Origin of the sequence: Exiguobacterium sp. SH0S7 (assembly GCF_004337195.1) — a bacterium.
Classification (GTDB): domain Bacteria; phylum Bacillota; class Bacilli; order Exiguobacteriales; family Exiguobacteriaceae; genus Exiguobacterium; species Exiguobacterium aurantiacum_A.
The window spans coordinates 18,033-42,251 of the sequence record NZ_SJVA01000001.1; the positions used below are offsets into that span (position 1 = coordinate 18,033).

The 24,219-nt window shown below is 53.2% G+C and carries 26 protein-coding genes; 12 read left to right on the plus strand and 14 right to left on the minus strand.

Annotated features, from left to right (window positions below):
* Positions 1-235: 235 nt before the first annotated feature.
* Complete coding sequence (locus tag EVJ22_RS15435; protein ID WP_158625481.1) at positions 236-394, plus strand: hypothetical protein; 159 nt, start codon at positions 236-238, stop codon at positions 392-394.
* A gap of 187 nt (positions 395-581) precedes the next feature.
* Positions 582-1,136, plus strand: a complete 555-nt coding sequence (locus EVJ22_RS00115; protein WP_131442812.1) for a suppressor of fused domain protein — start codon at positions 582-584, stop codon at positions 1,134-1,136.
* 46 nt (positions 1,137-1,182) lie between these two features.
* On the opposite strand, the gene EVJ22_RS00120 is transcribed toward EVJ22_RS00115, so the two are convergent.
* Positions 1,183-1,893 (minus strand): GntR family transcriptional regulator, encoded by a 711-nt coding sequence (locus EVJ22_RS00120; RefSeq protein ID WP_199749305.1) that lies wholly within the window; start codon positions 1,891-1,893, stop codon positions 1,183-1,185.
* Between the two features lie 165 nt (positions 1,894-2,058).
* On the opposite strand from EVJ22_RS00120, the gene EVJ22_RS00125 reads away from it, so the two are divergent.
* Positions 2,059-3,948 carry a beta-glucoside-specific PTS transporter subunit IIABC gene (locus tag EVJ22_RS00125; RefSeq protein WP_131442816.1) on the plus strand — a complete coding sequence of 630 codons (1,890 nt, stop codon included), beginning with the start codon at positions 2,059-2,061 and terminating at the stop codon, positions 3,946-3,948.
* A 12-nt stretch (positions 3,949-3,960) separates the two neighbouring features.
* On the plus strand, positions 3,961-5,415 hold the full coding sequence (gene bglA, locus EVJ22_RS00130; protein WP_131442818.1) for a 6-phospho-beta-glucosidase BglA: 1,455 nt from the start codon (positions 3,961-3,963) through the stop codon (positions 5,413-5,415).
* Positions 5,416-5,502: 87 nt separating this feature from the next.
* Here bglA and EVJ22_RS00135 read toward each other — a convergent pair whose 3' ends face one another.
* Entirely contained in the window at positions 5,503-5,718 is a 216-nt protein-coding gene (locus tag EVJ22_RS00135; RefSeq protein WP_035386030.1) for a hypothetical protein, read from the minus strand.
* 118 nt (positions 5,719-5,836) lie between these two features.
* Between EVJ22_RS00135 and EVJ22_RS00140 the strand changes: the two genes are divergently transcribed.
* The gene (locus tag EVJ22_RS00140) at positions 5,837-6,100 is read left to right on the plus strand and encodes an excalibur calcium-binding domain-containing protein (RefSeq protein WP_016508727.1); all 264 of its coding nucleotides are present in this window, start codon (positions 5,837-5,839) and stop codon (positions 6,098-6,100) included.
* 33 nt (positions 6,101-6,133) lie between these two features.
* Here EVJ22_RS00140 and EVJ22_RS00145 read toward each other — a convergent pair whose 3' ends face one another.
* On the minus strand, positions 6,134-7,006 hold the full coding sequence (locus EVJ22_RS00145; RefSeq protein ID WP_158625482.1) for an alpha/beta fold hydrolase: 873 nt from the start codon (positions 7,004-7,006) through the stop codon (positions 6,134-6,136).
* Between the two features lie 193 nt (positions 7,007-7,199).
* On the opposite strand from EVJ22_RS00145, the gene EVJ22_RS00150 reads away from it, so the two are divergent.
* Positions 7,200-7,958 (plus strand): glucose 1-dehydrogenase, encoded by a 759-nt coding sequence (locus tag EVJ22_RS00150; RefSeq protein WP_131442822.1) that lies wholly within the window; start codon positions 7,200-7,202, stop codon positions 7,956-7,958.
* Between the two features lie 29 nt (positions 7,959-7,987).
* Entirely contained in the window at positions 7,988-8,908 is a 921-nt protein-coding gene (locus EVJ22_RS00155) for an NAD(P)-dependent alcohol dehydrogenase (RefSeq protein ID WP_071397521.1), read from the plus strand.
* Positions 8,909-8,993: 85 nt separating this feature from the next.
* Here EVJ22_RS00155 and EVJ22_RS00160 read toward each other — a convergent pair whose 3' ends face one another.
* Positions 8,994-9,806, minus strand: a complete 813-nt coding sequence (locus tag EVJ22_RS00160) for a helix-turn-helix domain-containing protein (protein WP_158625483.1) — start codon at positions 9,804-9,806, stop codon at positions 8,994-8,996.
* A gap of 165 nt (positions 9,807-9,971) precedes the next feature.
* Positions 9,972-10,232, minus strand: a complete 261-nt coding sequence (locus EVJ22_RS00165; protein ID WP_071397523.1) for a DUF1294 domain-containing protein — start codon at positions 10,230-10,232, stop codon at positions 9,972-9,974.
* Between the two features lie 208 nt (positions 10,233-10,440).
* Between EVJ22_RS00165 and EVJ22_RS00170 the strand changes: the two genes are divergently transcribed.
* Positions 10,441-11,223 (plus strand): LysM peptidoglycan-binding and 3D domain-containing protein, encoded by a 783-nt coding sequence (locus tag EVJ22_RS00170; RefSeq protein WP_035386025.1) that lies wholly within the window; start codon positions 10,441-10,443, stop codon positions 11,221-11,223.
* Positions 11,224-11,393: 170 nt separating this feature from the next.
* Positions 11,394-12,860, plus strand: coding sequence for a cardiolipin synthase (cls, locus tag EVJ22_RS00175; RefSeq protein ID WP_071397524.1), 1,467 nt, complete (start codon positions 11,394-11,396; stop codon positions 12,858-12,860).
* Positions 12,861-12,909: 49 nt separating this feature from the next.
* On the opposite strand, the gene EVJ22_RS00180 is transcribed toward cls, so the two are convergent.
* From EVJ22_RS00180 to EVJ22_RS00200, 5 genes are all read right to left on the minus strand, one after another.
* Positions 12,910-13,887 (minus strand): hypothetical protein, encoded by a 978-nt coding sequence (locus tag EVJ22_RS00180; RefSeq protein ID WP_131442826.1) that lies wholly within the window; start codon positions 13,885-13,887, stop codon positions 12,910-12,912.
* Complete coding sequence (locus EVJ22_RS00185) at positions 13,884-14,912, minus strand: DUF58 domain-containing protein (RefSeq protein ID WP_131440713.1); 1,029 nt, start codon at positions 14,910-14,912, stop codon at positions 13,884-13,886. The genes EVJ22_RS00180 and EVJ22_RS00185 overlap by 4 nt, the downstream gene beginning before the upstream one ends.
* Before the next feature lies 1 nt (position 14,913).
* Complete coding sequence (locus tag EVJ22_RS00190; protein WP_131442828.1) at positions 14,914-15,822, minus strand: AAA family ATPase; 909 nt, start codon at positions 15,820-15,822, stop codon at positions 14,914-14,916.
* 96 nt (positions 15,823-15,918) lie between these two features.
* Positions 15,919-16,614 carry an amino acid ABC transporter permease gene (locus EVJ22_RS00195; protein WP_016508715.1) on the minus strand — a complete coding sequence of 232 codons (696 nt, stop codon included), beginning with the start codon at positions 16,612-16,614 and terminating at the stop codon, positions 15,919-15,921.
* 6 nt (positions 16,615-16,620) lie between these two features.
* Positions 16,621-17,469: a transporter substrate-binding domain-containing protein gene (locus tag EVJ22_RS00200; protein ID WP_131442830.1), complete on the minus strand. Its 849-nt coding sequence runs from the start codon at positions 17,467-17,469 to the stop codon at positions 16,621-16,623.
* A 605-nt stretch (positions 17,470-18,074) separates the two neighbouring features.
* On the opposite strand from EVJ22_RS00200, the gene EVJ22_RS00205 reads away from it, so the two are divergent.
* Both EVJ22_RS00205 and EVJ22_RS00210 read left to right on the plus strand, forming a co-directional pair.
* Positions 18,075-18,470 carry a hypothetical protein gene (locus tag EVJ22_RS00205; protein ID WP_084812889.1) on the plus strand — a complete coding sequence of 132 codons (396 nt, stop codon included), beginning with the start codon at positions 18,075-18,077 and terminating at the stop codon, positions 18,468-18,470.
* 81 nt (positions 18,471-18,551) lie between these two features.
* Positions 18,552-19,094 (plus strand): GNAT family N-acetyltransferase, encoded by a 543-nt coding sequence (locus EVJ22_RS00210; protein ID WP_131442832.1) that lies wholly within the window; start codon positions 18,552-18,554, stop codon positions 19,092-19,094.
* A 153-nt stretch (positions 19,095-19,247) separates the two neighbouring features.
* Here EVJ22_RS00210 and EVJ22_RS00215 read toward each other — a convergent pair whose 3' ends face one another.
* From EVJ22_RS00215 to EVJ22_RS00225, 3 genes are read right to left on the minus strand one after another with little or no spacing between them, the layout of a single operon-like run.
* Positions 19,248-19,697 (minus strand): GNAT family N-acetyltransferase, encoded by a 450-nt coding sequence (locus tag EVJ22_RS00215; protein ID WP_016508735.1) that lies wholly within the window; start codon positions 19,695-19,697, stop codon positions 19,248-19,250.
* Between the two features lie 18 nt (positions 19,698-19,715).
* Positions 19,716-20,432 (minus strand): MBL fold metallo-hydrolase, encoded by a 717-nt coding sequence (locus EVJ22_RS00220; protein WP_070327246.1) that lies wholly within the window; start codon positions 20,430-20,432, stop codon positions 19,716-19,718.
* A gap of 15 nt (positions 20,433-20,447) precedes the next feature.
* A complete protein-coding gene (locus EVJ22_RS00225; protein WP_071397532.1) occupies positions 20,448-21,059 on the minus strand; it encodes an NUDIX hydrolase in 612 nt (203 codons plus the stop codon).
* 173 nt (positions 21,060-21,232) lie between these two features.
* On the opposite strand from EVJ22_RS00225, the gene EVJ22_RS00230 reads away from it, so the two are divergent.
* The gene (locus tag EVJ22_RS00230) at positions 21,233-21,640 is read left to right on the plus strand and encodes a DinB family protein (RefSeq protein ID WP_370246296.1); all 408 of its coding nucleotides are present in this window, start codon (positions 21,233-21,235) and stop codon (positions 21,638-21,640) included.
* A 173-nt stretch (positions 21,641-21,813) separates the two neighbouring features.
* Here EVJ22_RS00230 and parC read toward each other — a convergent pair whose 3' ends face one another.
* Positions 21,814-24,219: a DNA topoisomerase IV subunit A gene (gene parC, locus EVJ22_RS00235; RefSeq protein WP_131442834.1), complete on the minus strand. Its 2,406-nt coding sequence runs from the start codon at positions 24,217-24,219 to the stop codon at positions 21,814-21,816.

Genomic DNA, 24,219 nt, shown 5'->3' on the forward strand with positions numbered 1-24,219 from the left:
AATACAATCCCGCCTTTCGAGACGAACCTTATGGCTATAAAAAGGATGAATGGACAGCCATTTTCGAGAACTGAAAGAACAGCTTTTGAATATCGGAATGTATCTCGAGAATCCGTCTGAGGAGGATTGACTTGAACATACTCAGACGGATTCAAATCAATCGATTGTGAAGTTTGGCGAGTACAGCGTAACGAGACTGATATCTTTCTTTTCATCAAAGATAAGAGAAGGCCGAGTGAACCCACGGCTTTCTGAACGTGAGGCGACTCTTTTTGAATCGAAGGACAGGGTGATCTATGTCAGTTATTTAATCACCCGGAACATCCAATTGAGTCCAGAATACATGGCCGAAGCATTTGAAGTCGTCGAACAACTCTTTCATCACGTCGCCTAGGCCTCGTGTGACGTCATACTCACGCCTCACATCTTTCCAAGTGTATCTGATTTCTTAAATTATATTCGGGAAATGTGCGCGGTCGATGCTAACGCGTATAACTATTTAACTCAGTCGAATGAATTGTAAAAAACTATATAGAGTCGCATATCTATCACGATCACTTAAATGAAAGTAGGAGCAACCATTGAATTATTTAGAGCACCTCGAATCCCATTGTGGAGAATTCACGAATCAATTCGAGACAGAGGAATTGTTAGAACAGACCGTCCAGTTTTTACAGTTTAATGATAGCCCTATAACCGATACGTTCACGATTTCGACGCTAGGCCTTCATTGGCATACGCTACAAAACGAGGGCGGGACTCATACACATCAAGAGTTACAGTTGAGTTTTAAGCAAAAACGTTCGTATGAAGATGTGCTTGAGTTGTTGTGGCAATTAACGACGCATGCACTCGAGACACATCACGCTTTCAAACTCGGTGAGTATTTTGAACTCCCCCCGAACGTCTTCAAACGATTGAAATTCTCCTCGATTTATGTGACGACACCGTTTTATTTTGATGAATCGTTTCTCGTCTATGAAGGAGACGAACAAACCGTTATCCCAATCTGGTTTATTCCAATCTTCCCATCCGAAGAAGCGTTCATCGAAGCGCATGGTGCAGAACGATTCAACGAATTGCTTTACAAAACGGATGATACGTTACTGGATTTGAAACGTAAACCGCTCGTCTAAACCACACAAAAACACCGCTCCACGCAAATCGCGTAGAGCGGTGTTTTCACATGTAAGGTCCGTTCGCCTGAACGACGAACTGCGAGTGCTCGTAATGATAGGTGATACGGGAGTAGTCGAACGGCTTCCCGTTCGTGAGATGAAAGATCGTCTCGATGCGAAGCGTCGGGTCGTCCGCCTGCAAGCCGAGGTATCCGGCTTCCGTCGCGTTCAACCGACCGACCTGCATGTACATGTCGGAGAAGCCGATCGTGACGCCGAGCGCGCTCTGGACATAATCGAAGATCGAGTCGGCAACGATCTCCCGGTTCAAATACGGGACGATTTGCTTCACGTAATACGACTCCTCGTGACAGAGCACCTCGCCATCGACAAAGCGGACCCGTTCGACGTGATAGACGTCGTCCGTCACGTCGATCCCGAGGTTCTGCGCAACTGTCTCGTCAGGTTTTATGACCGAGACGTCGAGCACGTCCGACGTCAAGACGCGGTCGCCAAGATTGCTCTTGAACCCTTGCGTCGAGAACAGGCTCATGTAGCCCGGGCGGTTATGACGCCGGACGAAGATGCCGCTCCCGCGAAGTTGGAAGACCACCCCACGCCGTTCGAGCAGTTCGAGCGCTTTCGTCACCGTGCTCTTACTGACGGCATATTGGCTCATCAACTGTTCGAGCACGGGAAGTTTATCGCCTTGTTTCAAATCATGTTGATTGATGTACTGTTCGATCTCTGCTGCAATCTGTTGGTATTTTAGCACGTTCATCCCTCATCTACTTGAAAATGTTGCCTTCATTATACCACACACATGTTTGCTAAACGTCCACAAACTTTTTTATTGTATCGCTATTGATTAATTGTACCGGTACAATTATAGTAAGGGTGTACAAAATGTAAGCGTTATGAAAAAAAGGAGGGTATTCACTTGAGTAAAGTTCGGGATTATTCAAAACTCGCCAAGGACATCTTGGAGGCTGTCGGCGGGGAAGACAACATCATCAACGCAGCCCGGTGTGCGACACGGCTTCGTCTCGTCTTGAAGCGGTCAAACCCGCAGGCGAAAGAGAAAGTTATGGCGATGCCAGGTGTCATCACGGTCGTCGAGACGGGTGGACAGTTCCAAGTCGTCATCGGACAGCACGTCGGAGAAGTGTTCGAGGAGTTCACGCAGCTCGTAAAAATCGAAGGCACTGAAACGGAGGCGGACCAAAAAGGAACGATACTCAACCGGATCATCGCGACGATGTCCGCGGTGTTCGCGCCGTTCATCTATATTTTAGCGGCAGCCGGGATTTTGCAAGGAGTACTCATTTTAACGACATTGTTGTTCGAAGGTTTCGCCGAGACGGGAACGTACGAAGTGTTCAGCTTCATCTCATGGGCACCGTTCACGTTTTTACCAATCTTTATCGCCATCACGGCATCAAAACACTTCAAGACGAACACGTTCATTTCCGTCGCGGCAAGTGCGGCCTTGGTCAGTCCGACATGGGCCGAGATGGCGGCACGCATCACGTCAGGGGAGACGATCAGCTTCCTTGGGATTGCCTTGTCCGGTACGACGTACACGTCATCGGTCTTGCCACCGCTCTTCCTCGTCTGGATCTTGTCGTACGTCGAGCGGTTCTTGAACCGGCATATGAATGAGGTCATTCGTCCTCTATTTGTGCCGTTCTTCAGTTTGGTGCTCATGGTGCCGCTCACGATCCTCGTCATTGGACCAATCACGACGATGGGTGCGGTCGGGATCGCCAACGGCTATAACTTCCTAGCTGAAAACGCGCCGTTGCTCGCTGGCGCCATCATCGGTGGACTCTGGCAAGTCGTCGTCATCTTCGGGGTCCATTGGGGCGTGACGCCGATGGTGCTCGCCAACTTCGACTTATACGGCCGTGACTCGTTCCAAGCGTATCAGACGATCGCCGTCATCGCCCAAGTCGGTGCCGTTCTCGGTGTCATTTTGAAAGCGAAAAGTCAGGAAATCAAAAAAGTCGGTGTCTCGGCTGGGATCACTGGGCTGTTCGGGATTACCGAGCCTGCTATCTACGGGGTGACACTCCGCTTTAAGAAACCGTTCATCTTCGGATGTATCTCGGGAGCGATTGGTGCCATCGTCGCCAGCTTCTTCAACCCATATTACTTCGCCTACGCCGGACTCCCGGGTCCACTCACTCTTGTGAACGGAATCAGTGAAGACGTGCCGACATCGATTTGGGGACTGTTGATCGGGACGGCGATTGCCATCATCCTCCCGGTCGTCTTGATTCAAATCTTCGGTTTCGGGGAAGACACTGCCAAACAGGCAAATGAAGAATTGGCGACGCCAGCGACAGCGGAAGCGAGCGCGACGGTCGTCCAAGAAGAAACGATCTCTGCACCGCTCTCAGGCCGAGTCATCGCCTTGAGTGATGTCCCGGACGACGTGTTCGGCTCTGGGGCAATGGGGAAAGGTTACGCCGTCGAACCAAACGGGAATAACATTGTGGCGCCATTAGATGGGACGGTCGTCATGGTCGCACCGACAAAACATGCGATTGGACTGCGCTCGAACTCAGGGATCGAGCTCTTGATTCACGTCGGGCTCGACACCGTGACACTTGACGGGAAACCGTTCACTGTCCACGTCAAAGATGGGGACAGCTTCAAAGCGGGCGATGTATTGATGACGTTCGATCGCGACATGATTGCCGCCCATAACTTATCAAGTATCACACCAGTCATCGTGACGAACAGCTCGACTTACGCTGATGTGCTCGTTCAACCGAGCGATGAGACTGACACGACGACACCGATGCTCACGATTGTTCATCAATAAGGAGGAATAAACATGAAGACATTACCGAAAGATTTTCTATGGGGTGGCGCCCTCGCCGCCCATCAATTTGAAGGCGGCTGGGACGCCGACGGCAAAGGCCCGAGCGTCGTCGACGTCTTGACAGCAGGCGCCCATGGCGTCGCACGCCGGATCACGGACAAGGTCGATCCGGACGAGTTTTATCCGAACCATGAGGCAATCGACTTCTACCACCGCTATAAAGAAGACGTCGCCTTGTTCGCCGAGATGGGTTTGAAGTGTCTCCGGACGTCGATCGGCTGGAGCCGCATCTTCCCGAACGGTGACGACGCCGAACCGAACGAGGCCGGGCTCAAGTTTTACGATGACTTGTTCGATGAGCTGTTGAAGCACGGCATCGAGCCGATCATCACGTTGTCCCACTTCGAGATGCCGCTCCACCTCGCCCGTGAGTACGGCGGGTTCCGCAACCGGGCCGTCGTCGACCATTTCGTCCGCTTCGCCGAGGTCTGTTTCGACCGTTACAAAGACAAGGTCAAATATTGGATGACGTTCAACGAGATCAATAACAAGATGGACGTCAACAATCCGCTCTTCCTCTGGACGAACTCAGGCGTCATCGTCGAGGAAGGCGAGAACGCCCGTGAGGTCATGTATCAGACGGGGCACCATGAGTTGATTGCGAGTGCGCTCGCCGTCGCCAAAGGGAAAGCGATCAACCCGGACTTCGAGATCGGGGCGATGGTATCGCACGTGCCGATCTATCCGTATTCGTCGAACCCGGACGACGTCATGCTCGCCGAGGAGATGATGCGCCAGCGCTACTTCTTCCCGGACGTGCAAGTACGCGGGTTCTATCCGAGCTACGCTTTGAACGAGTTCGAGCGTGAAGGCTACAACATCCCGATTCTAGACGGGGACGACGACATCTTGAAGAACGGGACTGTCGACTACCTCGGTTTCAGCTACTACATGTCGACGACCGTGAAGAGCGACGTCGTCGCTGACAACAGCGGCGACATCGTCAACGGTGGCCTGCCGAACGGTGTCGAGAACCCATATATCAAGTCGAGCGACTGGGGTTGGGCGATCGATCCGGTCGGTCTTCGCTACGTGCTGAATCGGTTGTACGACCGCTATCAGATCCCGCTCTTCATCGTCGAGAACGGATTCGGTGCCGTCGATGAGGTCGTCGACGGAAAGATTCACGACGCGGCCCGCATCGATTACTTGAAAGCCCACATCGAGCAGTTGAAACAAGCGGTCGTCTATGACGGCGTCGACTTGATCGGCTACACCCCGTGGGGCATCATCGACATCGTCTCGTTCACGACGGGCGAGATGAAGAAGCGGTATGGCATGATTTACGTCGACCGTGACAATGAAGGCAACGGCTCGATGGAGCGGATGAAGAAAGACTCGTTCGATTGGTATAAGCACGTCATCGAGACGAACGGGGAAGCGCTGGAATACGAAGCGACAAAATAATTTTCCATGAATAAACCCACCTCTTTCAAAAAAAAGAGGTGGGTTTATTCCTTCTACAGATGTTGCGGCAATAGGAATTTGCAAAAGTCACTGATTATAGCCGACGAATAACGTAAATGTGATGAGCATGACGGATGAAATCATGAGAACCACAGCGAGTGAGCTGGCGAACAGCAAAAAAAGTTTTGAGAAGTTGATCCGTTTCTTCCAAACCCCTATTAGGAATGCAAGATTCAGTACCAAGAAAAATGTGAGCACGAGCAGAGGTACTGCGCGCTCTTGCATCAATATGAATAAGTCCATAATGTAATACTTCCTTTCTTCCGTCATGACATTTCCAAAAGAGGTATATTGCTCGTAATCAACCGTATAATGATGAAAACTGCTAGACGTATCGTCTGCTAATTTGGAGGAAATAAGAATGAAGAAACTGCTTCGTGCAACTGTGGCCTGTCTCGCTTTGTTTACGCTGAGCCTCGCTCCTGCGAATCCGGCTGATGCCGCTGCCAAAAAGTTTAAAAACTGTACCGAGCTCAACAAAACCTACAAGGGTGGTGTCGCGAAAAACAAGACCATCAAAAACAAAGGTGGCAAGACGCAGTATAAGCCGCTCGTCAACGCGGCACTCTACCAAGCAAACATTGGGAAAGACCGTGATAGAGACGGAATCGCCTGTGAACGTTAAGAGATTTGGGGACTACTCCCCGAATCTCTTTTTTCATTGAGGATATCGATGCACAATGTTTCCCGCTTGATCCAGTAAAAACTGACGCACCCGCTCGAGCGGGAACTCCGGACTCCAATGAACGAAGTGACCTCCGGGAACGGACTGATAGGTGACCGGAGGTCGGTCTTGCTGAAGACTCGCAACGGCAGATTTCGTCAATTCAGCTTCTTTCGTGTCCACGCCGATAAAGTCAGCGTAGACGAGAAGCGTCGGTACGCGGAGCATACTCATGAGTCGGCTCATGTCCAAGTTATAGTAGCCGAACAGTAAGTTCATTCCACCGGGACCTAGTTTGGCAGGAGCATCCAAGGCCCGGCGTACTTCGTCCCGCTCAGGCAAACCCGTCTGCGTGCAGAACGCTTTGAACTGTTCCTCTGAAATCGGTTCTGCCGCTTTGTCCGTTATGAATTTCGCCTCGATTTTCCGGACGGCTGCCGGCCCAAGTATGCGGTAGATCACGTTCAAGAGCGGTACGACGAGTCCAAACGCGCCATATTCTTGCAGTGGGACACGCGGGAACGGCTTATGTCCTGCATCGAGCAAGACGAGCCGTTCCAGCTTTTCAGGGTAATGGGCGGCAAACGCGAGTGCGACCGCGCCCCCGAGCGAGTGACCGCTCACATGGACAAGGCCGAGTCCTGCTTCCACGATATAGCCGTTCACCCAATCCGCTAATTCCAAAGAAGTGACTCTCCCTTTGAGTCCTTCGCTGCGACCGAACCCTGGCAGATCGAGCAGATGGACCTCGAAGTCGTCGGCAAGCGCCTCGGCGAGCGTCAGTCCCTCGTTTCCTGAGAATCCCCCAGCCGGTAGGAACAACAGCGGAGACCCGCTACCGATCACTTCAGTATCATATCGTCCCAAGTCATCAATCCTTCCTCAAATCCCAATATATGTATTCCTTTCATTGTAAAGGAGATATCGTACGAAAAGAAGAACATTCTTCCATAACAGCATGCAGGTCACTTAAAATTCGGGTATAGACTACTGACACGTGTTCAGTCCGCACTTGTCGTTTTGCTGTGTCGTCTTCTACTTAGCCAAGGAGGAATGCTGTGTGAAACTATCAGGCAAGACAGCGCTCGTGACCGGTGCCGGTTCTGGAATGGGGCGGGCCATCGCCAAGCTATACGCCGCGGAAGGTGCTCGCATCGTCGCCGTCGATATGAACGGGGATACGGTCGAGGCGGTCGCAAGTGAGATCAAGTCGTCCGGCGGGGAAGCGGTCGGTATCGCCGCGAATGTGACGAAGCAAGCGGACATCGACAACATGGTCGCGACGGCGACGGGGCAGTTCGGCTCACTCGATATTTTGGTGAACAACGCCGGCATCATGGACAACTTCATGACGGTCGGTGAAGTGACCGACGACGTATGGGACCGTGTCATCGCCGTCAACTTGACCGGTCCGATGAAGATCGCCCGGGCCGCCATCAACGTGATGGAGAAACAGGAGTCGGGTGGGGTCATCATCAATATCGCCTCGGTCGGCGGCTTGTTCGGGACACGAGGCGGGGCCGCGTACGTCGCATCAAAACATGCGCTCATCGGTCTCACGAAAAATATCGCCGCGACGTATGGCACGTTCGGCAAGATTCGGGCCAACGCCATCGCACCAGGCGGGGTCAATACGAACATCGGGGCGACGATCACGGCGCCGAGCGATCTCGGAATGCGCGCCATTCAAGCGGCAGGAGAAGCACCGATTGGCGAACCGGACCAAATCGCAAGCGCCGCGCTGTTCCTCGCTTCAAGTGACTCGAGCTTCGTCAACGGGGACGTCTTGAAAGCAGACGGTGGTTGGACCGCTCGCTAAAAGACAAGCGACTTGTGAGGAGGTACGTGATGAGAGCAGTGATTTGTACCGCATATGGCCCGCCGGATGTGTTACAGCTTCAAGAAATTAAAAAGCCTGTACCGAAAGCAACCGAACTGCTGATTAGAGTACACGCATCAGCCGTTCAATCCGGGGACCGCCGGCTTCGTGCGTTAGATGTACCGGCAGCAGGTAAGTTGCCGATGCGGGTCGTCGTCGGCTTTAACGCCCCGAGACAGCCTGTCTTAGGTGTCGTCCTAGCAGGTGAAGTGGTGGAGACGGGTCGTCGCGTGGAGAACTTTAAAGTGGGAGATCGTGTCTATGCGCTGACCGGGATGCGATTTGGCGGCTACGCCGAATATGCGTGTATCAAAGAGACGAAATGTGTCGAGATCATGCCTAAACACGCAAGCTTTGCAGAAGCAGCCAGTCTTCCGTTCGGTGGAACGACAGCCCTTCATTTTTTGCGTAAGGTGAACATCGAACAGGCGAAGTCCGTATTGATTTACGGAGCTTCCGGGGCGGTCGGTTCCATCGCGGTACAGATTGCCAAACATTTCGGTGCTCACGTGACAGGTGTCTGTCGGGAACGAAACTTCGAATTGGTCAAAAGCCTTGGCGCAGACGTAGTCATCGATTATACAAAAGAGGGCTATGACAGCGAACTGACAACGTACGACGCTGTGTTTGACGCGGCAGGAAAAATCGATAAGCGGATGGCTCGTAAACATGTCGGGGAAAAAGGCCGGTTCAGTTCGGTTGCCGGACAGGGAGTAGCAAGCGAACGGAAAGAAGATCTGAGCCTGCTGAATCAGATGTTTGAAGCCGGAGACCTGAAGGCCGTCATCGATTCGATCTATCCGATGGAGGAAATCGTCGCAGCGCACCGCTATGTGGACGCCGGTCAGAAAGTTGGAAATGTCATCGTGTCGGTCGTGCATGAGGAATGACATCGTCTCTCGTCCATCGAGAACGCAAAAAGAAGGAGTCTAGCCATCGAAACTCGGCGGCCAGACTCCTGTTTTCATTTCCTCTTCACTTGGTCTTCTTGCCCTTGCGGTAGACGAGCGGGGTGACCTTATGTACTTTCTTGAACGTCTGGACGAAGTGACTGACGCTCGTGTAGCCGTAGTGACTCGCTATTGCGGCGACCGACTCCGTCGTCTCTTGTAACTGATGCGCCGCCGCTTCCATGCGGACGTCGCACGCATAGGCGAGCGGACTCTTGCCCGTCCACTTCGTGAAATAACGGCAACATTCCGCCCGGCTCAAGCCACCGGCCTCGGCAATCTGTTCGAGCGTCACGCGCTCCGTCACATGTTCATGGATATAAGCGAGCATCGCCTTCATCCGGTCTTGACCGACGAGTCTCGGTTGCTCGTTTGTCTGTTGAATCCAGTAACGCCAGACGACCGCCATCTGGAGCGTGGCATCTAAGAGGGCGAACGATGAGTCGCCATGTAAACTTCGGGATACCTTGTCGATCGTATCTAACACGGCCTTCTCCGCACGCTCGGTCGGCGTGAGGAGTTTTAGGGGCAACGTCGCCCCCGTCATGAACGGTGTGACGAACCTTTCGGCAAGCAACGGCGCGAACAAGTCGTATGGATCGACACGGACGTCGACGAACCGAGTCGCTTCTTCGGACGAAACGACTTGATACAGTTGCCCCGGCGCTAACAAAAGGCCCGACCCAGTGCGGAGACTATGACGGTCCCCGTTGACCATCAAGTCGACGCGACCTGCCCTCACTATAAAGGCGTGGAAGTGATCGGTCACGTGGATCATAGCTGTCATGACCGCGCCTGTTGACGATTCCACGCTCTGAAGTGAACTTTGTTCCAACATCTTCATACCACCTCAATATTTGAACATTTGTTTCGAGATTACACCGGGCTGACAGTCTTGAACCAGATGAATTCATGATTAATCCGACATTTATATCTCTATTGTCACGAGACGTCTTATCACGTTCCTTCTATATAATGCAGCAGAAAAGATAGCCGGCTCCACTCAGAAGATGAAAAGTGACGTGATCCCGGCGTGAACGAGAATCGCGACCGGGACCCCGATCCGAAACTTCGGCTTCAACGTCTTGTGACGGAAGAGGCGCATCGCGACATAAGCCCCAAACGCTCCCCCGATCCAGACGAGAATGAGCAACGTTTGTTCCGAAATACGCCAAGCCCCGGATTTTGCACGTCGTTTATCGAGGAAAAATGACATAAACGCTAGTAAATTAGTCACAATGTAATACAGCAGTAATAGTTCCAAAGACTAAAACCTCCTTTCTCACCTTATCAGTATAGCTGAAAACGGCTCAACAAAGCCATTTTTATCTGGATTGTAAGAATTCAGACTCCTCTCATCTCCCTGAAAGCTTCTGTAACTGAACTGATATCACTCTCATATCAGCCTGTAACGGCAGTGAAATATAGAGGTGTTACAGTAAGGGAGCGTTAGAAAAGGGAGGAATATTCTTATGAAAAAACCACTATTGACACTAACGGCACTCGCTGGCCTTAGTTTAGGAGTCGCTGCTCCAGCTTCGGCAGCATCAACACACACGGTTCAGTCTGGAGATACTTTGTACCGTATCGCCGTGAACAACGGTGTATCTGTGAACGACATCAAACAAGCAAATAGCTTAAACTCGAATATGATTTATCCTAACCAAGTGTTGAAGCTTGCGAAGTCGGAAGCAAAAGCGACAGCTTCTTCAAACACTTACACAGTTAAATCAGGCGACACGTTGTATCGGATCGCGACAAACAACGGTGTCTCTGTCAATCAATTGATGACATGGAACGGTCTTAAATCAGATCTCATTTTCCCTGGTCAACAATTCGCTGTGAAAGGTGCCAAAGCAGCATCGGTTGCGAACAGTGCACCAGCAGCTAAACCAAAAGCATCAACGTCTGCACCGGTGACAAAACAGTCTACGTCTACAACGCAAACTCAAGCTCCGGCTTCGGGTAAGACGATGACAGTTGAAGCAACGGCGTACACGCCATATTGTGCAGGTTGCTCTGGTATCACGGCAACAGGTATCGACGTTCGTTCGAACCCGAACCAAAAAGTCATCGCGGTTGACCCTTCAGTCATCCCGCTCGGCTCTAAAGTATGGGTTGAAGGCTACGGCGAAGCAATCGCTGGAGACACTGGCGGCGCTATCAAAGGGAACAAAATTGACCTCTTGATGCCGACACAACAGCAAGCGCTCAACTTCGGTCGTAAATCAATCACAATCAAAGTCTTAAACTAATCGATCGACCCCAAAAACACCGCAGGCGCGGTGTTTTTTTGCGTTCTATTCGCTCAAACCTGCAAGCTCGTATACCTTTCTCCTTCGAAATCAGGCAAACTAGATATATCAGGTCTTGTCTGGTCAGAAAAACCGGGTATGTACCAAATCGTAAAAGGAGGGAGAACCTGATGCTCACGACAGAAATCATCATCAGCGTGTTCGGCATCCTGCTCGTCATCTTGAACATGACGTTCGCCATCACGATCATCTTCTTTGAACGGCGCGACATCGGCTCGACATGGGCCTGGCTGCTCGTCCTCTTCTTTTTGCCGCTCATCGGTTTCTTCATCTATATCTTCTTCGGTCGTTTGATCAAGTCGAACAACTTCTATCAAGTCGATGAAGAGCGGCGTAGTGAGTATGCGTTGCACGTCCAACAACAGCTCGATGAGTTGGATGGGAACCAGCTGATCTTCAAGCAAGACCCGCTGTTAGCAAAATACCGGCGTCTCGCCCGGCTGAACCTGTCGTCGACGAACGCGCTCGTCACGTATCATAACGACATCCAAGTCATCCATGACGGGAAACAAAAGTTCGCGGCCTTGTTCGACGATATCGAGGCGGCCAAACAAGAAATCAATATCCAATACTACATCATCCAGAACGATTCGCTCGGCCAGGCGTTGATTGCGGCGCTGACCAAACGGGCCCAAGCCGGTGTCCGGGTCCGGTTGCTCTATGACGCCGTCGGCTCGAGAGGGCTGAGACGTAAACATTTCAAAGAGCTGCTTGAAAGCGGAGGCGAGGTCAAGTCGTTCTTCCCGTCGAGCCTCGGCATCAACTTCCGCGTCAACAATCGCAATCACCGCAAGCTGTGTGTCATCGACGGGGACATCGGCTATATCGGCGGCTTCAACGTCGGCGACGAGTACATGGGGACGAACCAGCATTTCGGCTATTGGCGTGACGTCCATCTGCGGATGAACGGGGAGGCGGTCCAAGAGTTGCTTGAACGGTTCTTGCTCGATTGGAACCGTTCCGTCCCGACGAAACGAAAAGCGTTGAAAGAAGAGTTCATTTGGCCAGGCAAGACACTCGAGGCGTTCAAGTCACCCGTCCAGATCGTCACCTCCGGTCCGAACTCGACGACGGAGCATTTAAAGAATATGCTCGTCAAGATGATCGGGGAAGCGAAAGAGACGATCTACATTCAGACGCCATACTTCATCCCGGACGCGAGTTTCCTTGACGCCTGCCGGATCGCCCTCATGTCAGGGACGAAGATTCAACTGATGATCCCGAACAAACCGGACCACATGTTTGTCTACTGGGCGACATACGCCAATGCAGCCGAGCTCGTCCGGTACGGGGCCGAGGTATATACGTACGAGGGCGGTTTCTTGCATGCGAAGACGCTCGTCATCGACGGCGAGGTCGCTTCGATCGGGACGACGAACATCGACGCCCGCAGCTTCCACCTCAACTTCGAGATTTCAGCCCTCGTCTATGATGAGGCTGTCGCCCGGTCCGTCATCGACGCGTTCGACCGTGACAAATCGTGCGCTGAGCTGTTGACGCTCGAACGTTATGAGACACGGACGAAATGGATTCGCTTCAAAGAGAGCGTGTCGCGTCTGTTGAGTCCAATCCTATAAAAAAACCAGTCAAGACGCCCGGGTTCAATCCCGAACATCTTGGCTGGTTTTATTTTTTCAACACGTGTTTGACGTGTCGTTCAAACGCCTCGACGACCGTGGTCGGCGCTTCTTTCTCACCGTACTCGGCCGCCTCGAGCCAACTTGCGAACAAGCTTCCATCGGTAAAGTCGATCCGTTCCAACCACTCGTGCGCGGTCTCCTCGCGATGGCGAGGGTGCACCTGTTCGAGCCGGCGTCCGGCCTCGAGCAAGCGGACATCACGTGGCGTCCGCGTCAAGCGACGTTCCGTCCGTGCCGTCTGATGGGCCTTTTTCGGGACCGACAGCACTTCGTGGATGTCTTTTCGCTTTTGTAAATAGAAGAACAACAGGACACCGCCGACGAGCAGGACGATGAAGAAGATGACTAGCGCGGAAGACTGATTCTTCGCCGATTCGAGCAACGTCTCGTTCGCGATCGTCTCGGCATCGAGGTTCGGGTTGTCCGGTATCATGAATCGGTTGACCCGGTCGGACGGGTCGAGCGTGATCCCATCGAACCAGCCGCCGATCCAAAGCAGGAACGGTCGGATCCAGGTGATGAGGTCGCCGAACAACAGCTCTTTGACCGTCCGGATGACAAAAGCCAGTCCGAGACCGACCGCTAGGCCGACGACGAGCGTCGACAACATCCGTTTATAGTCGCGACGGTAATATAGGCTCCGTTGCCAAAACAAAAACAGGAACGGGAACACGACCATGAGGAGCGGTTGCTCGGCCGGTGGGAACAGCCAATCCGTGATCAAGAACAACACGCTCGCGATAGCGTAACGGTCGGTCCAATCGAGCGTGCGGATGAAGGCGTGCACATACGTGAACAACAGCAACGTGATGCTCATCTCATACGAGAACCAGAGCGCACCGATACTGAGCAAAGTCTGGACGCCGAGCTGCCAGTTCCGCGGCAGACGGAGCGTCAACAGGAAGACAAGCGGATAGACGTGACCGACATAAAATGCCGCGAACAACCACCAGAGCCAATTCATTTGCCGTCACCTCCGAGCCGAAGAATCGATTGGCTGCCGCCGTATTTGGCGACTTTCCGTTCGAACAATGACCGGGCCATCGGGAAGTCTCGTTCCGACAGACAAGCGAGCGTCGTCATGACCTTGCGGAAATGGGTCTCGCCGCTCCCAGGTGCGAGGTCGTACGTGATCCCATCTTTCGTCAGCGTCGGGACGATCAGCCCGTAGCTCGCGTTCTCTTTCTCGAAGTCACGGCACAGCGCCGCGGCTTGCGAGATCACGCGTTCCATCTGATGGGTGAGGGAGCGCCCGTCTTTCGTCAACAGGTCCAAGACGACGACGTACTCGTTCGCCTGGACGGGCTGTTCGGTCCGGGCCAGCAGTTCGCCCGTCTTCGCGTAAGCCGACCAGTACAGTTGACGCATCGGTTGACCGTGATACGGGGCGACCGACTGGAACGTCTCCGGGTCACGATAGGCGCTATGACGGACCATCTCCTCGCCCGGTAGCGTCGGCGGGCGTTTCGGGATCGGATAAGGCAGGAACTCTGGGAAGACGTACCCGATCCTTGCGAGCGGTTCCTCTTTATAGAGCGAGAACATGCGGAGCGGGTCTCGGATCTCCATGCCGATCGCCTCGACACGGATCGGACCTCGCTTGATGGCTTTGAGCGGTAGGTCGTAAGAGACGACCGCCTCGCCGCCGACATAATTCTCTTGGCGCCAGAAGGCGTGGTTTTCCACTTCGACGGTCGGGTGGAGATAACCCGACAAGCGGACGACACCGAGCGGGACTTTCGCAGTCGAGATGAGGCGGATGACGTACGACTCTTCGTCACCCGGAAACAGTTTCAGTTCGTCCGTCACTTCGACACGGACGTGTTCGGCCAGGCGGAACAACAGCTCGGGCATGACGAGCGCGTAGATGCTGACGCCGAGCAAGGCGCTCGCGAGGAACACGTTCCCGTAAAGCGCCGTGAAGACCCCGACGACGAACAAGAGCCACATGTAGCCGGATTCTAGATAGCGCGGGCTGACGAGTTGCATGTTACACCTCGGATGGGACCGCGATGGTCTCTAACACAGATTTGATCAGTTTCGACGGTTTCGTCTTGAGCGATGCCTCGACCGTCAAGACGATGCGGTGCCCGAGAATCGGCAAGGCGAGCGCCCGGATGTCTTCCGGTGCGACGTAGTCCCGTCCGTCCATGTAGGCGTGGGCCCGGGCCGCCATCGTGTAGGCGAGCGTCGCCCGCGGGCTCGGCCCGACCTCGATGTCCCGGTGGTGCCGGAGCGCCTCGACGAAGTCGAGCAGATAGTCTTCCATCGCCTCGTGCAGCGTCACGTCACGGACGGCTTGCTGCATCACGGCGAGCTCTTCATGTTTCAACGTGAACGGAGCGGCGCTCAAATGCTCGTTCCGGAGCAGTCGGCGCTCTGACTCCCGTGACAGCGGGGCGAGCGAGAGCTTGAATAAGAACCGGTCAAGCTGTGCCTGCGGAAGCGGGAACGTCCCTTGTCCGTCGAACGGGTTCTGCGTCGCGATGACGAAGAACGGGTCCGGCAAACGGAGCGACACCTCACCGAGCGTCACTTGACGCTCTTGCATCGCTTCGAGCAGCGCCGACTGCGTCCGTGGCGTCGTCCGGTTGATCTCATCGACAAGTAAGATCGACGTGAAGATCGGTCCGGTCCGTCGCTCGAACGCACCCGTCGTCGGATTGAATAATTCCATCCCTAAAATATCACTCGGTAGCGTATCCGGCGTACATTGCACGCGCTGGAACGCGGCCGATACGGAGGAGGCGAGACTCCGTGCGAGCGTCGTCTTCCCGGTCCCCGGCCGGTCCTCGAGTAAGACATGTCCCCCTGAAAGCAAGGCAATCGTCGATAGCTTGATCGCTTTCGACTGCCCAATCACTAAACTATTTAAATGAGTCGTCCATTGTTGCACCATAATCAAATTTCCCCCGTCTGTTTTCTGATAATTAAGAAAATCATAGCACATTCGACGCTTACACAAAAAGGAAAACAAAAAACGATGACCGCTAAGTCATCGTTTCGGTGTATCCAAATAGCGTTCGAAATGCCGCTCGAGCCAGTCTTGGAAGAACGACATGAACGTACAGATTCCCCAGTAGATCAGAGCGACGACCAAATAGACGGTCATATAGTCGAACTCACGTCCGCCGACGATCTTCGCCTTGTTGAAGATCTCAGGGACGGTGATCATCGCGGCGAGCGAGCTCGCCTTGATCAGATCAAGGAACACGTTCGAGAGCGGGGGCAGGGCGATCCTCGTCGCTTGAGGCAACGTGACCCCTTTCAACGTCAGCCACTTGTTCATGCCGAGCGACCGGGCCGCTTCAATCTGTCCCTGATCGACGGCACGGATCGAGGCGCGGATGATCTCCGCGATATAGGCGGCCGAGTTCAAGCTGAAGCCGATGATCGCTGCCGTCAACGCCGCGAACTCGATCCCGATGAACGGGAACCCCGAGTAGAGAATGAACAAGATAATCAAGATCGGGACGCCGCGCATGAACGAGACGTAAAACGTCGACGGATAACGCACTAACCTTGACGGAGACAGCTTCCCGAGCGCGAGCACGAGCCCTAACACTAACCCGAAGAACATGCTGAGGAAGGAGATCCAGAGCGTGTTCGGCAGCCCACCTAGCAAGTATGGGAACGAGCGGATGGCGAGGTCGGCGTCAAAGATCGCTTCCCACTTCACACCTTCGAACATATCGCCTTAGTCCAATTCGACGATTGTCGCGTCGACGTCCGGTTCGACGGAGACGTCAGCACCGTTATAGAACTGTTCCGACAACGACTTCACCGTACCGTCCTCAAGCATCTCTTCAAGGACGCGGTCGATGTTCTCTTGCAAGTCGACGTTGTCTTGATTCATCAAGAGTGCGACGTCTTGCGGGTTATAGGCGATATCCGGGTGGATCGCGATATCGAATTCCGGGAAGAAGGCGAGGGCGAGCGTCTGGAGGTAGTAGTCGTTCAAGATGACGTCGGTCCGACCTGTCGACACGTCGCGAAGATACTGATCGTTCGTCGCGTTGTCGTAGATGACTTCTTCAGTCCCATACTGGCGCGCCACGTCCATGAAGACGGTCGTCGCTTCACCAGCTGCCTTTTTGCCTTTCAAGTCTTCGAGCGACTTGATGCCTGAAAGATCGCTCTTCCGGACGATTGCCGTCCCGTAAGTGTGCTTATACGGTACGGAGAAGGCGAACTTCTCTTTGCGGTCTTCCGTCACCGAGATGTCGTTCGCCACGACATCGACTTGTCCGTTCTGGACGCTCGTCAACATGTTGTCGAACGCCATTTCTTTGAATTGGACCTCGAGGTCGAGACGTTTTCCGATCTCTTTCATGACCTCGACGTCAAACCCCGTCAAATCGTCACTTTCTTCTTCGCGGAACGAGGCGGGGTAGAGTGTCCCGGCCGTACCGACCGTGAGCGTGCCTTCTTCTTTGATCTCATCCCAACGTGTCGTATCGGCCTGATCGGTGCTAGAATCACCACACGCCGCGAGCGGGACAGCGAGCAAGATGGCCGCTGCTAAACCTTTTGTCATACGTTTCATTCGTCTTCCTCCTTAAAGTATCATCTGTCTAAAAATAGCATGATGAACGTCTAGAGGCAACTACTAAGAACACGTAAACAGCAGATACGTTATATTTGAAACATAAGTCCATGAAGCGCTAACATGTTGATGAATGAAGGATTCAATTGAATGATACAGTTAATCAATTGCAGCGAAACAGATATGAACCAGTATAAAAAGGATTCGAGCGAGCGGGGGAAGAACTACGTTCACAATGAGTGAAATTGAATCACCAAACCGTTAATGTTGGCTATGACTTATTTAAAGGAAACTAAGAAAAAGGATTTCCTCATGGATATAGCAAATAATGTAAAATATGCTTTATGAACGGTATGCAGCTACCTTTGAAACCAGTTACAATAATCTAGCTACCGGAGATGGACCAACCATGACATTTACGACAATAATCGTCGTTTTAGTAATCGGACTAATCACACTTTTGATTGGACTGTTCATGAAGAAAAGATGGGTTACTATCTTATCCCTCATTCCGCTCGGGTTGTCGTTTTGGAACTTCATGGTCCTATTCACTATGGGTATGTAATTTATTCGGGAGACGATAATAAAAGAAGAAGGGGATGCAAATGGAAAAATGGGAAAGGTGGACCGTCAATCAAGAGATACCGGCTAAACTATATCTGCAGGCTCTAATTGACGATAAAGACGGATTGACGCTCGTGTTTACTGATGCGGATGAAAACAACTATACATTCTTGTTTGATGGACTTGTGCTTTCGTATCGAAATACAGACGAAGGAACGCTTTTCAAAACGCTAGAACAGTTATACAAAAATTATGGCCCTGATTTTTTTAGAAACTGGACACTCTTTAATGTGACCGATTCAAACTATGTAAAATGGCTAGCTGAAGAGTCGACAAACATTTACGAAGAGATTTATGATATTCACCATTATGTGTTCCTGACATCAAATGATGTAATCGAAGTGTTGTCGACAGATCCACCGAGTCTGATCTCCTGACCGTCACTGTATGGTTAGTTTGATGAGACTATATAGTTCTAGGATGGAGCGGTCATTACATATGGAAAGGAGAAAGATGCAATGGAGGGAGCCCCAAATATCTCGATTAAAGCGTTGGATGAGTACTCCCTCAACGTCGTAAACGAAGCAAACGAACCGTTTTCAGTCATCGGAAAGATTGTGCCGAACTTTTGTAACGAGGTTTGGACGTATGAAGAGCAGTTATACGAGAAAGCACATGAGACCAGCTTTCCGGACGACTCGTTGGACTGGTATGAATATATCGGTAGTGAGACGAAGGCTGTGTTTTTGGTTTTCGACGAAGAAAACTGTATTGGACAGATCCGTGTAGTGAAAGATTGGAACCGTTTTGCGTATATTGAAAACATCGCTGTGCAGAAAGCGTATCGAAACAGCGGGATTGGCCACTTGTTGATGGAAGTTGCGGAAACGTGGGCAAAAGAGCGCTCGTTGCTCGGTTTATCTCTAGAAGCGCAGAACGACAATGTGATTGCTTGTCGTTTTTATGCGAAGGAAGGGTTTGCGCTCGGCGGTGTGGATACAATCAAGCAAACTGGAAACCCGAACATCGACATGACGTTGTATTGGTACAAGATATTCTGATTTTACTTGAGAGGAGAGACGTCAAATCTGACATCGATTTTCTCTTTTTCTTTTAGTTTACATAACATATATTATCAGTAAAAATAAAACTCTGTCTCAATCCTTTAGTATACTTAAAGTAGTGAGACAGAATCTAGAATTATGAGATCGGGATCAAATTCGCGTAAACCGGATCAATGTGACACCTGGTTCCGGTTCGAACTCGGCGCTCGGCTCGAAGCCAAGCTTCGAATACAATCGTTTGGCCGGACCGTTATGTTTGCCGGTATGCACGTAGACAAGTTTGTCCTCGTGTAGACTGAGTACGTGTTCTAACAACGTCGTCGCGAGCCGCGCCCTGAAGTATGTCGGATCGATGCACAGCTTCGTGATTTCGACCGTGTTCTCGGCCGCCTCGATCGTCACAAACCCGATCATCCGCTCCTCGTTGTATAAGCCGTAGCTCAGACCCGGCAAGTTTTGAATGACCTCGACCGTCTCATATCGGGCCGGGATCTCGTCAAATCCGATCAGTTCGGCCTCGACCGCATAGGCGTTCCGTTGAATCTCGAGCATTTGCTCGGCTTGCCGGTAATCCGTCGTCCGAATCTCCCGTAACTCCATCTGTCATACCCCCAAAGATTATCGTGAAAAGCGACGGGCTTGCTTACGCTTAGCCCGTTTCAGTGCCAAATAGAGCCGATGTGTGCCTTCAAGCGCTTTGCCGTGGCCGACGAACGTATGACGCGGTGCCAAGTCAAGCAACCGCTCGGCATGGTCGACCGCGGCCCGCTTGTCCCATGTCGCCAGACCCGGGAGCGGGAACAACGGACGCGTGTCCCCTGCCACTGCGACTCCCCCATGTGATTGGAACGCGTCACCGGCGAACAACAGGCGATGCTGTTCATCGAAATAAGCAATCGAGCCCGGGGTGTGGCCGGCGGCGGCATAGACGCGAAGACCGAACAGCCGCTCACCCGGGTCGAGCAGCTTGTCCGGTAGCGACCGGATCGGCGGCAACGAGCCTCTTATGTTGAGTGGCCGCTCACCTGAGTCCGTCGTTCGGTCCCCTGCTAACAAGCGGGCGTCACGGCGTGAGACGTAAAGCTCGGCGTGTGGATGCGCCTTCAGGATCGTATCGACCCCACCGACGTGGTCCCCGTGGGCGTGGGTGAGCAGAATCGCGAGGAGGGGGCGGTCTTGTGCCTCGATATACGTTAAAATGTCAGCGGCGTTCTGCTTCAACCCGGTATCGATCAAGACGAGGCCGAGCTCTTTCTCGATCAATTGGACGTTGATCGGCAAGACGGGTGAATAGAACGTCAGCTGGTGGACATCTTCAATCCGTGTGACTTTCATAAGACCTCCCCTTTCCTAGTCGAACAGTGTGACCCAATCGTCCTGCCACCGGGCGTCAAAGCACATATGGAGCTGTTCGAGCGTGTTGCGGGCGAGCGACAACGGCGGCAAGGCGTCACGCGAGAAGAAGCCGATCTCGCTCGTCTCATGGCTGACTTGAGCTTCCCCGCCGATCAGCTCACACTCGATGAACAGTTTATAATAATGTTGTGACAACGGCGGGTGCGGGTGACGGTGCATATCGAACAAGGCGACGAGGCGCATCGGGGCGACATCAAAGCCTGCCTCTTCCCCGATTTCCTTGATGATATTGTCTGACGGTGACAGCCCGACCTCACAGAAGCCGCCTGGCAGCGTCCACAGCCCGTCCGACCGCTCACGCACGAGCAGCAACTCGTCGTCTCGGAAGACGACACCGCGTACGTCGAGCTTCGGTGTCGGGTAGCCGTTGACGTGTGTCAGTTCAGTGATCTCATGCAAGGCGAGGTTCGACTGTCGTTCGAACATATCGGTCGCAATCTCCTGGAGCTCGAGATAACGCTCGCGGTCGAACTCGTCCTTCGTGAACGTCAAGCCCGCTTGCGATAATGCTTGTAGCCGTTTGGCCCATGTGAGCCAGTCTGACATAGAAATCCCTCCATCGTTTGTCCTGCTTATCCCATTCGCCATCGGGCTTGATTGTTCCTTTTCATAATACCCGCTCCCACAAGAAAGTATTTGTCGCGCCAGTCTGGAGTTTACGACACCCGGCTCATGGTATACTCGACGGAAACATCCGTAGCAGTAGAAGGAGGAGGCATATGACCGCTATCGAATTGTTGTCCCGGTTCAAGCAAGACCTCGACCAATACTCATCTAATCAACTCCGCTATAAGGAGAAGACGGATGTTTGGTCGATCGGGCAGATGTATGACCATATCATCGTCGTCGCCCATGAGTATCTAGACGAGATGGAAGCATGTCTGACGAATGCTGAGCACCAACCGCTCGGGAAGACCGAGTTTGGGGAGCTGTTGTTTAGCGACGGTGGATTCCCCCCTATTAAAATCAAACTACCGGACGAAATGAACGGCCCGCCCGACAATACCGATAGCCGTGAAGCTTTGAAACGCCGTCTTGACGACCTCATCACACGGTTGGAGAAGTGTGAGCCGATGATTCACGCGGCCGACCCGAACTGTAAAGCGCTACATGGCGGCTTCGGCTGATTGAACGCGCAAGAGTGGTACACGCTCATCGAGATGCACACGCGCCATCATCTACGGCAACAGACGGACTTGGAACAGTATCTTAGAGCGTTCCATGACTGACAAAGACGAATAGAGACAAAAAAAGCCTGCAGACGCGACAGTATATGTCATGTGTGCAGGCTTTTGCTGAATCAATCGAGATAGACGTCCTCGATGTCACCGAACGTCTCCTCGTCGAAGACGAATGAGCCATTGGCGTAGCGGTCGAGCAGTGTCAGTTGTTTCGCGTTGACCGTCTTCGCGGTCTCTTTGCCGACGATGTGAATCGTTTCATCCCCATGTACAGGAAGCACGCGGCGAATCTGGTGCGGTTTTGATTTGACCTCACGGATGAGCATCGTGCCACGCAAGTTGCGGTTCGTGCAGTCGAATTGGTCTTCGAGTTTCATCTTCTTGACCGCTCCGCGTTGCGTCACGAGGACGAACAGCGGCGGTGTGAAGAAGGCGAACGCGTCGGCGACGACGTCACCGTCTTTCAAGTTCATCGCTTTGACACCGGCGGCACGCTGTCCGACGACCGGGACGTCGTCTTCTTTGAACCAAAGCCCGTATCCACGCTCAGAGACGAGGAAGAGTTGGCCTGGACCGTCACTGATGCCGGCGAAGACGACCTCGTCGTCCCCTTTCAGTTTCAGCGCCATGAGCGCCTTCGACTTGCGCTGGGCGTCATAGTCACGGAGCGGTGTCCGTTTGACCATGCCGTCTTTCGTGACGAACAGGCAGTGCGCGTCCGTCTCGAACGTCGAGACGACGTCCGCCGAGACGACTTGCTCGCCTTCAATTGGCACGAGGTTGGCCACGTGTTGACCGGCATCTTTCCACTTCGTCTCCGGGATCTGGTGGACCGGGATGAGCAGGTAGCTGCCTTTGTTCGTCCAGACGAGCAGGTGGTCGGTCGTCATCGCCTGGGTGAGGAGGACGGGCCGGTCTTTTTGTTTCATCTCCGGCATCTCGCCGCTCGTCGCCCCGTAAGAACGCATCGACGACCGCTTGACGTAGCCGTCGCGGCTGACGAACACCATCGTCTCTTCGACGGCGATCATGACCTCGGTCTTCAGTTTCAATTCTTCGACTTCGGCCTCGATGACCGAACGCCGCTCATCACCGAATTCGTCGCGGAGGGCCGTCAACTCTTTTGAGATGAGTTTCCGCTTCGTCGCGTCGACGTTCAAGATGTTGGCGAGGCGCGCGATCTCTTTTTGCAACACTTTCGCTTCTTTTTGGAGCTCGACGATGTCTGTGTTCGTCAAACGATACAATTGAAGCATGACGACCGCTTCGGCTTGACGGTCCGTGAACGAGAAGCGATCCATGAGCTTCTGCTTCGCCTCGGACTTGTCCTTGGCCGAACGGATCAGTTCGAGCGTCTCGTCAAGCACTGAGATGGCTTGTTCGAGCGCGTCGACGATCTCGGCGCGTTTCTTCGCCTGTTCGAGCTCGAACGTCGTCCGGCGGGTGACGACTTCCTCGACATGTTTCAAATAGGCATCGATGATCGGTAACAGACCGAGCTGTTTCGGTGTCCGCTGCACGATCGCGACCATGTTGTAGTTATAGGCGAGCTGCAGGTCGGTATGCTTCAAGAAGAAGTGAAGCACACCTTCCGCATCCGCTTCTTTCTTCAATTCGATGACGACGCGGACTCCGGTCCGGTCGGTCTCGTCACGGACTTCGGCGACGCCTTCGACTTTCTTGTCGAGACGGAGCTCTTCCATCTTCTTGACGAGATTGGCTTTGTTCACCTCATACGGGAGCTCGGTGATCGTGATCTGTTCACGGCCGCCCTTGAGCGGCTCGATGACCGATTTGGCGCGGATGATGATCTTGCCTTTACCGGTCTCGAACGCTTTCAAGATGCCGTCTTTGCCCATGACCGTGCCACCGGACGGGAAGTCGGGACCTTGCATGTAACGGAAGGCGTCATTCGGTGTCTCGACTTCGCCGGCGAGTCGGGCGATGGCGAGATTGAGCACTTCGGTCAAGTTGTGCGGTGGGATCTCGGTCGCATACCCCGCCGAGATCCCGGTCGTCCCGTTCATGAGCAGGTTCGGCAGGAGTGACGGCAAGACGAGCGGTTCCTCGGTCGAATCGTCAAAGTTCGGCGTGTAGTCGACCGTGTTCTTGGCGATCGACGTCAGCATGACACCGGCGATCTTCGACAGCCGTGCCTCGGTATACCGCATCGCGGCAGCCGAGTCGCCGTCCATCGAGCCGTTGTTCCCGTGCATGTCGATGAGCGGGTAGCGGAGCTTCCAGTCTTGCGACAGACGCACCATCGCCTCATAGACAGAAGAGTCACCGTGCGGGTGGTAGTTCCCGATGACGTTCCCGACCGTCTTGGCTGATTTCCGGTACGCCTTGTCGTTCGTGTTGCCTTCATGGTGCATCGCATACAAGATCCGGCGCTGAACGGGCTTGAGCCCGTCGCGCGCGTCCGGGAGCGCCCGGTCTTGAATGATATATTTCGAGTAACGCCCGAAACGGTCTCCGACGACCTGTTCGAGCGACAAGTTTAAAATATGTTGAATCGTCGACAT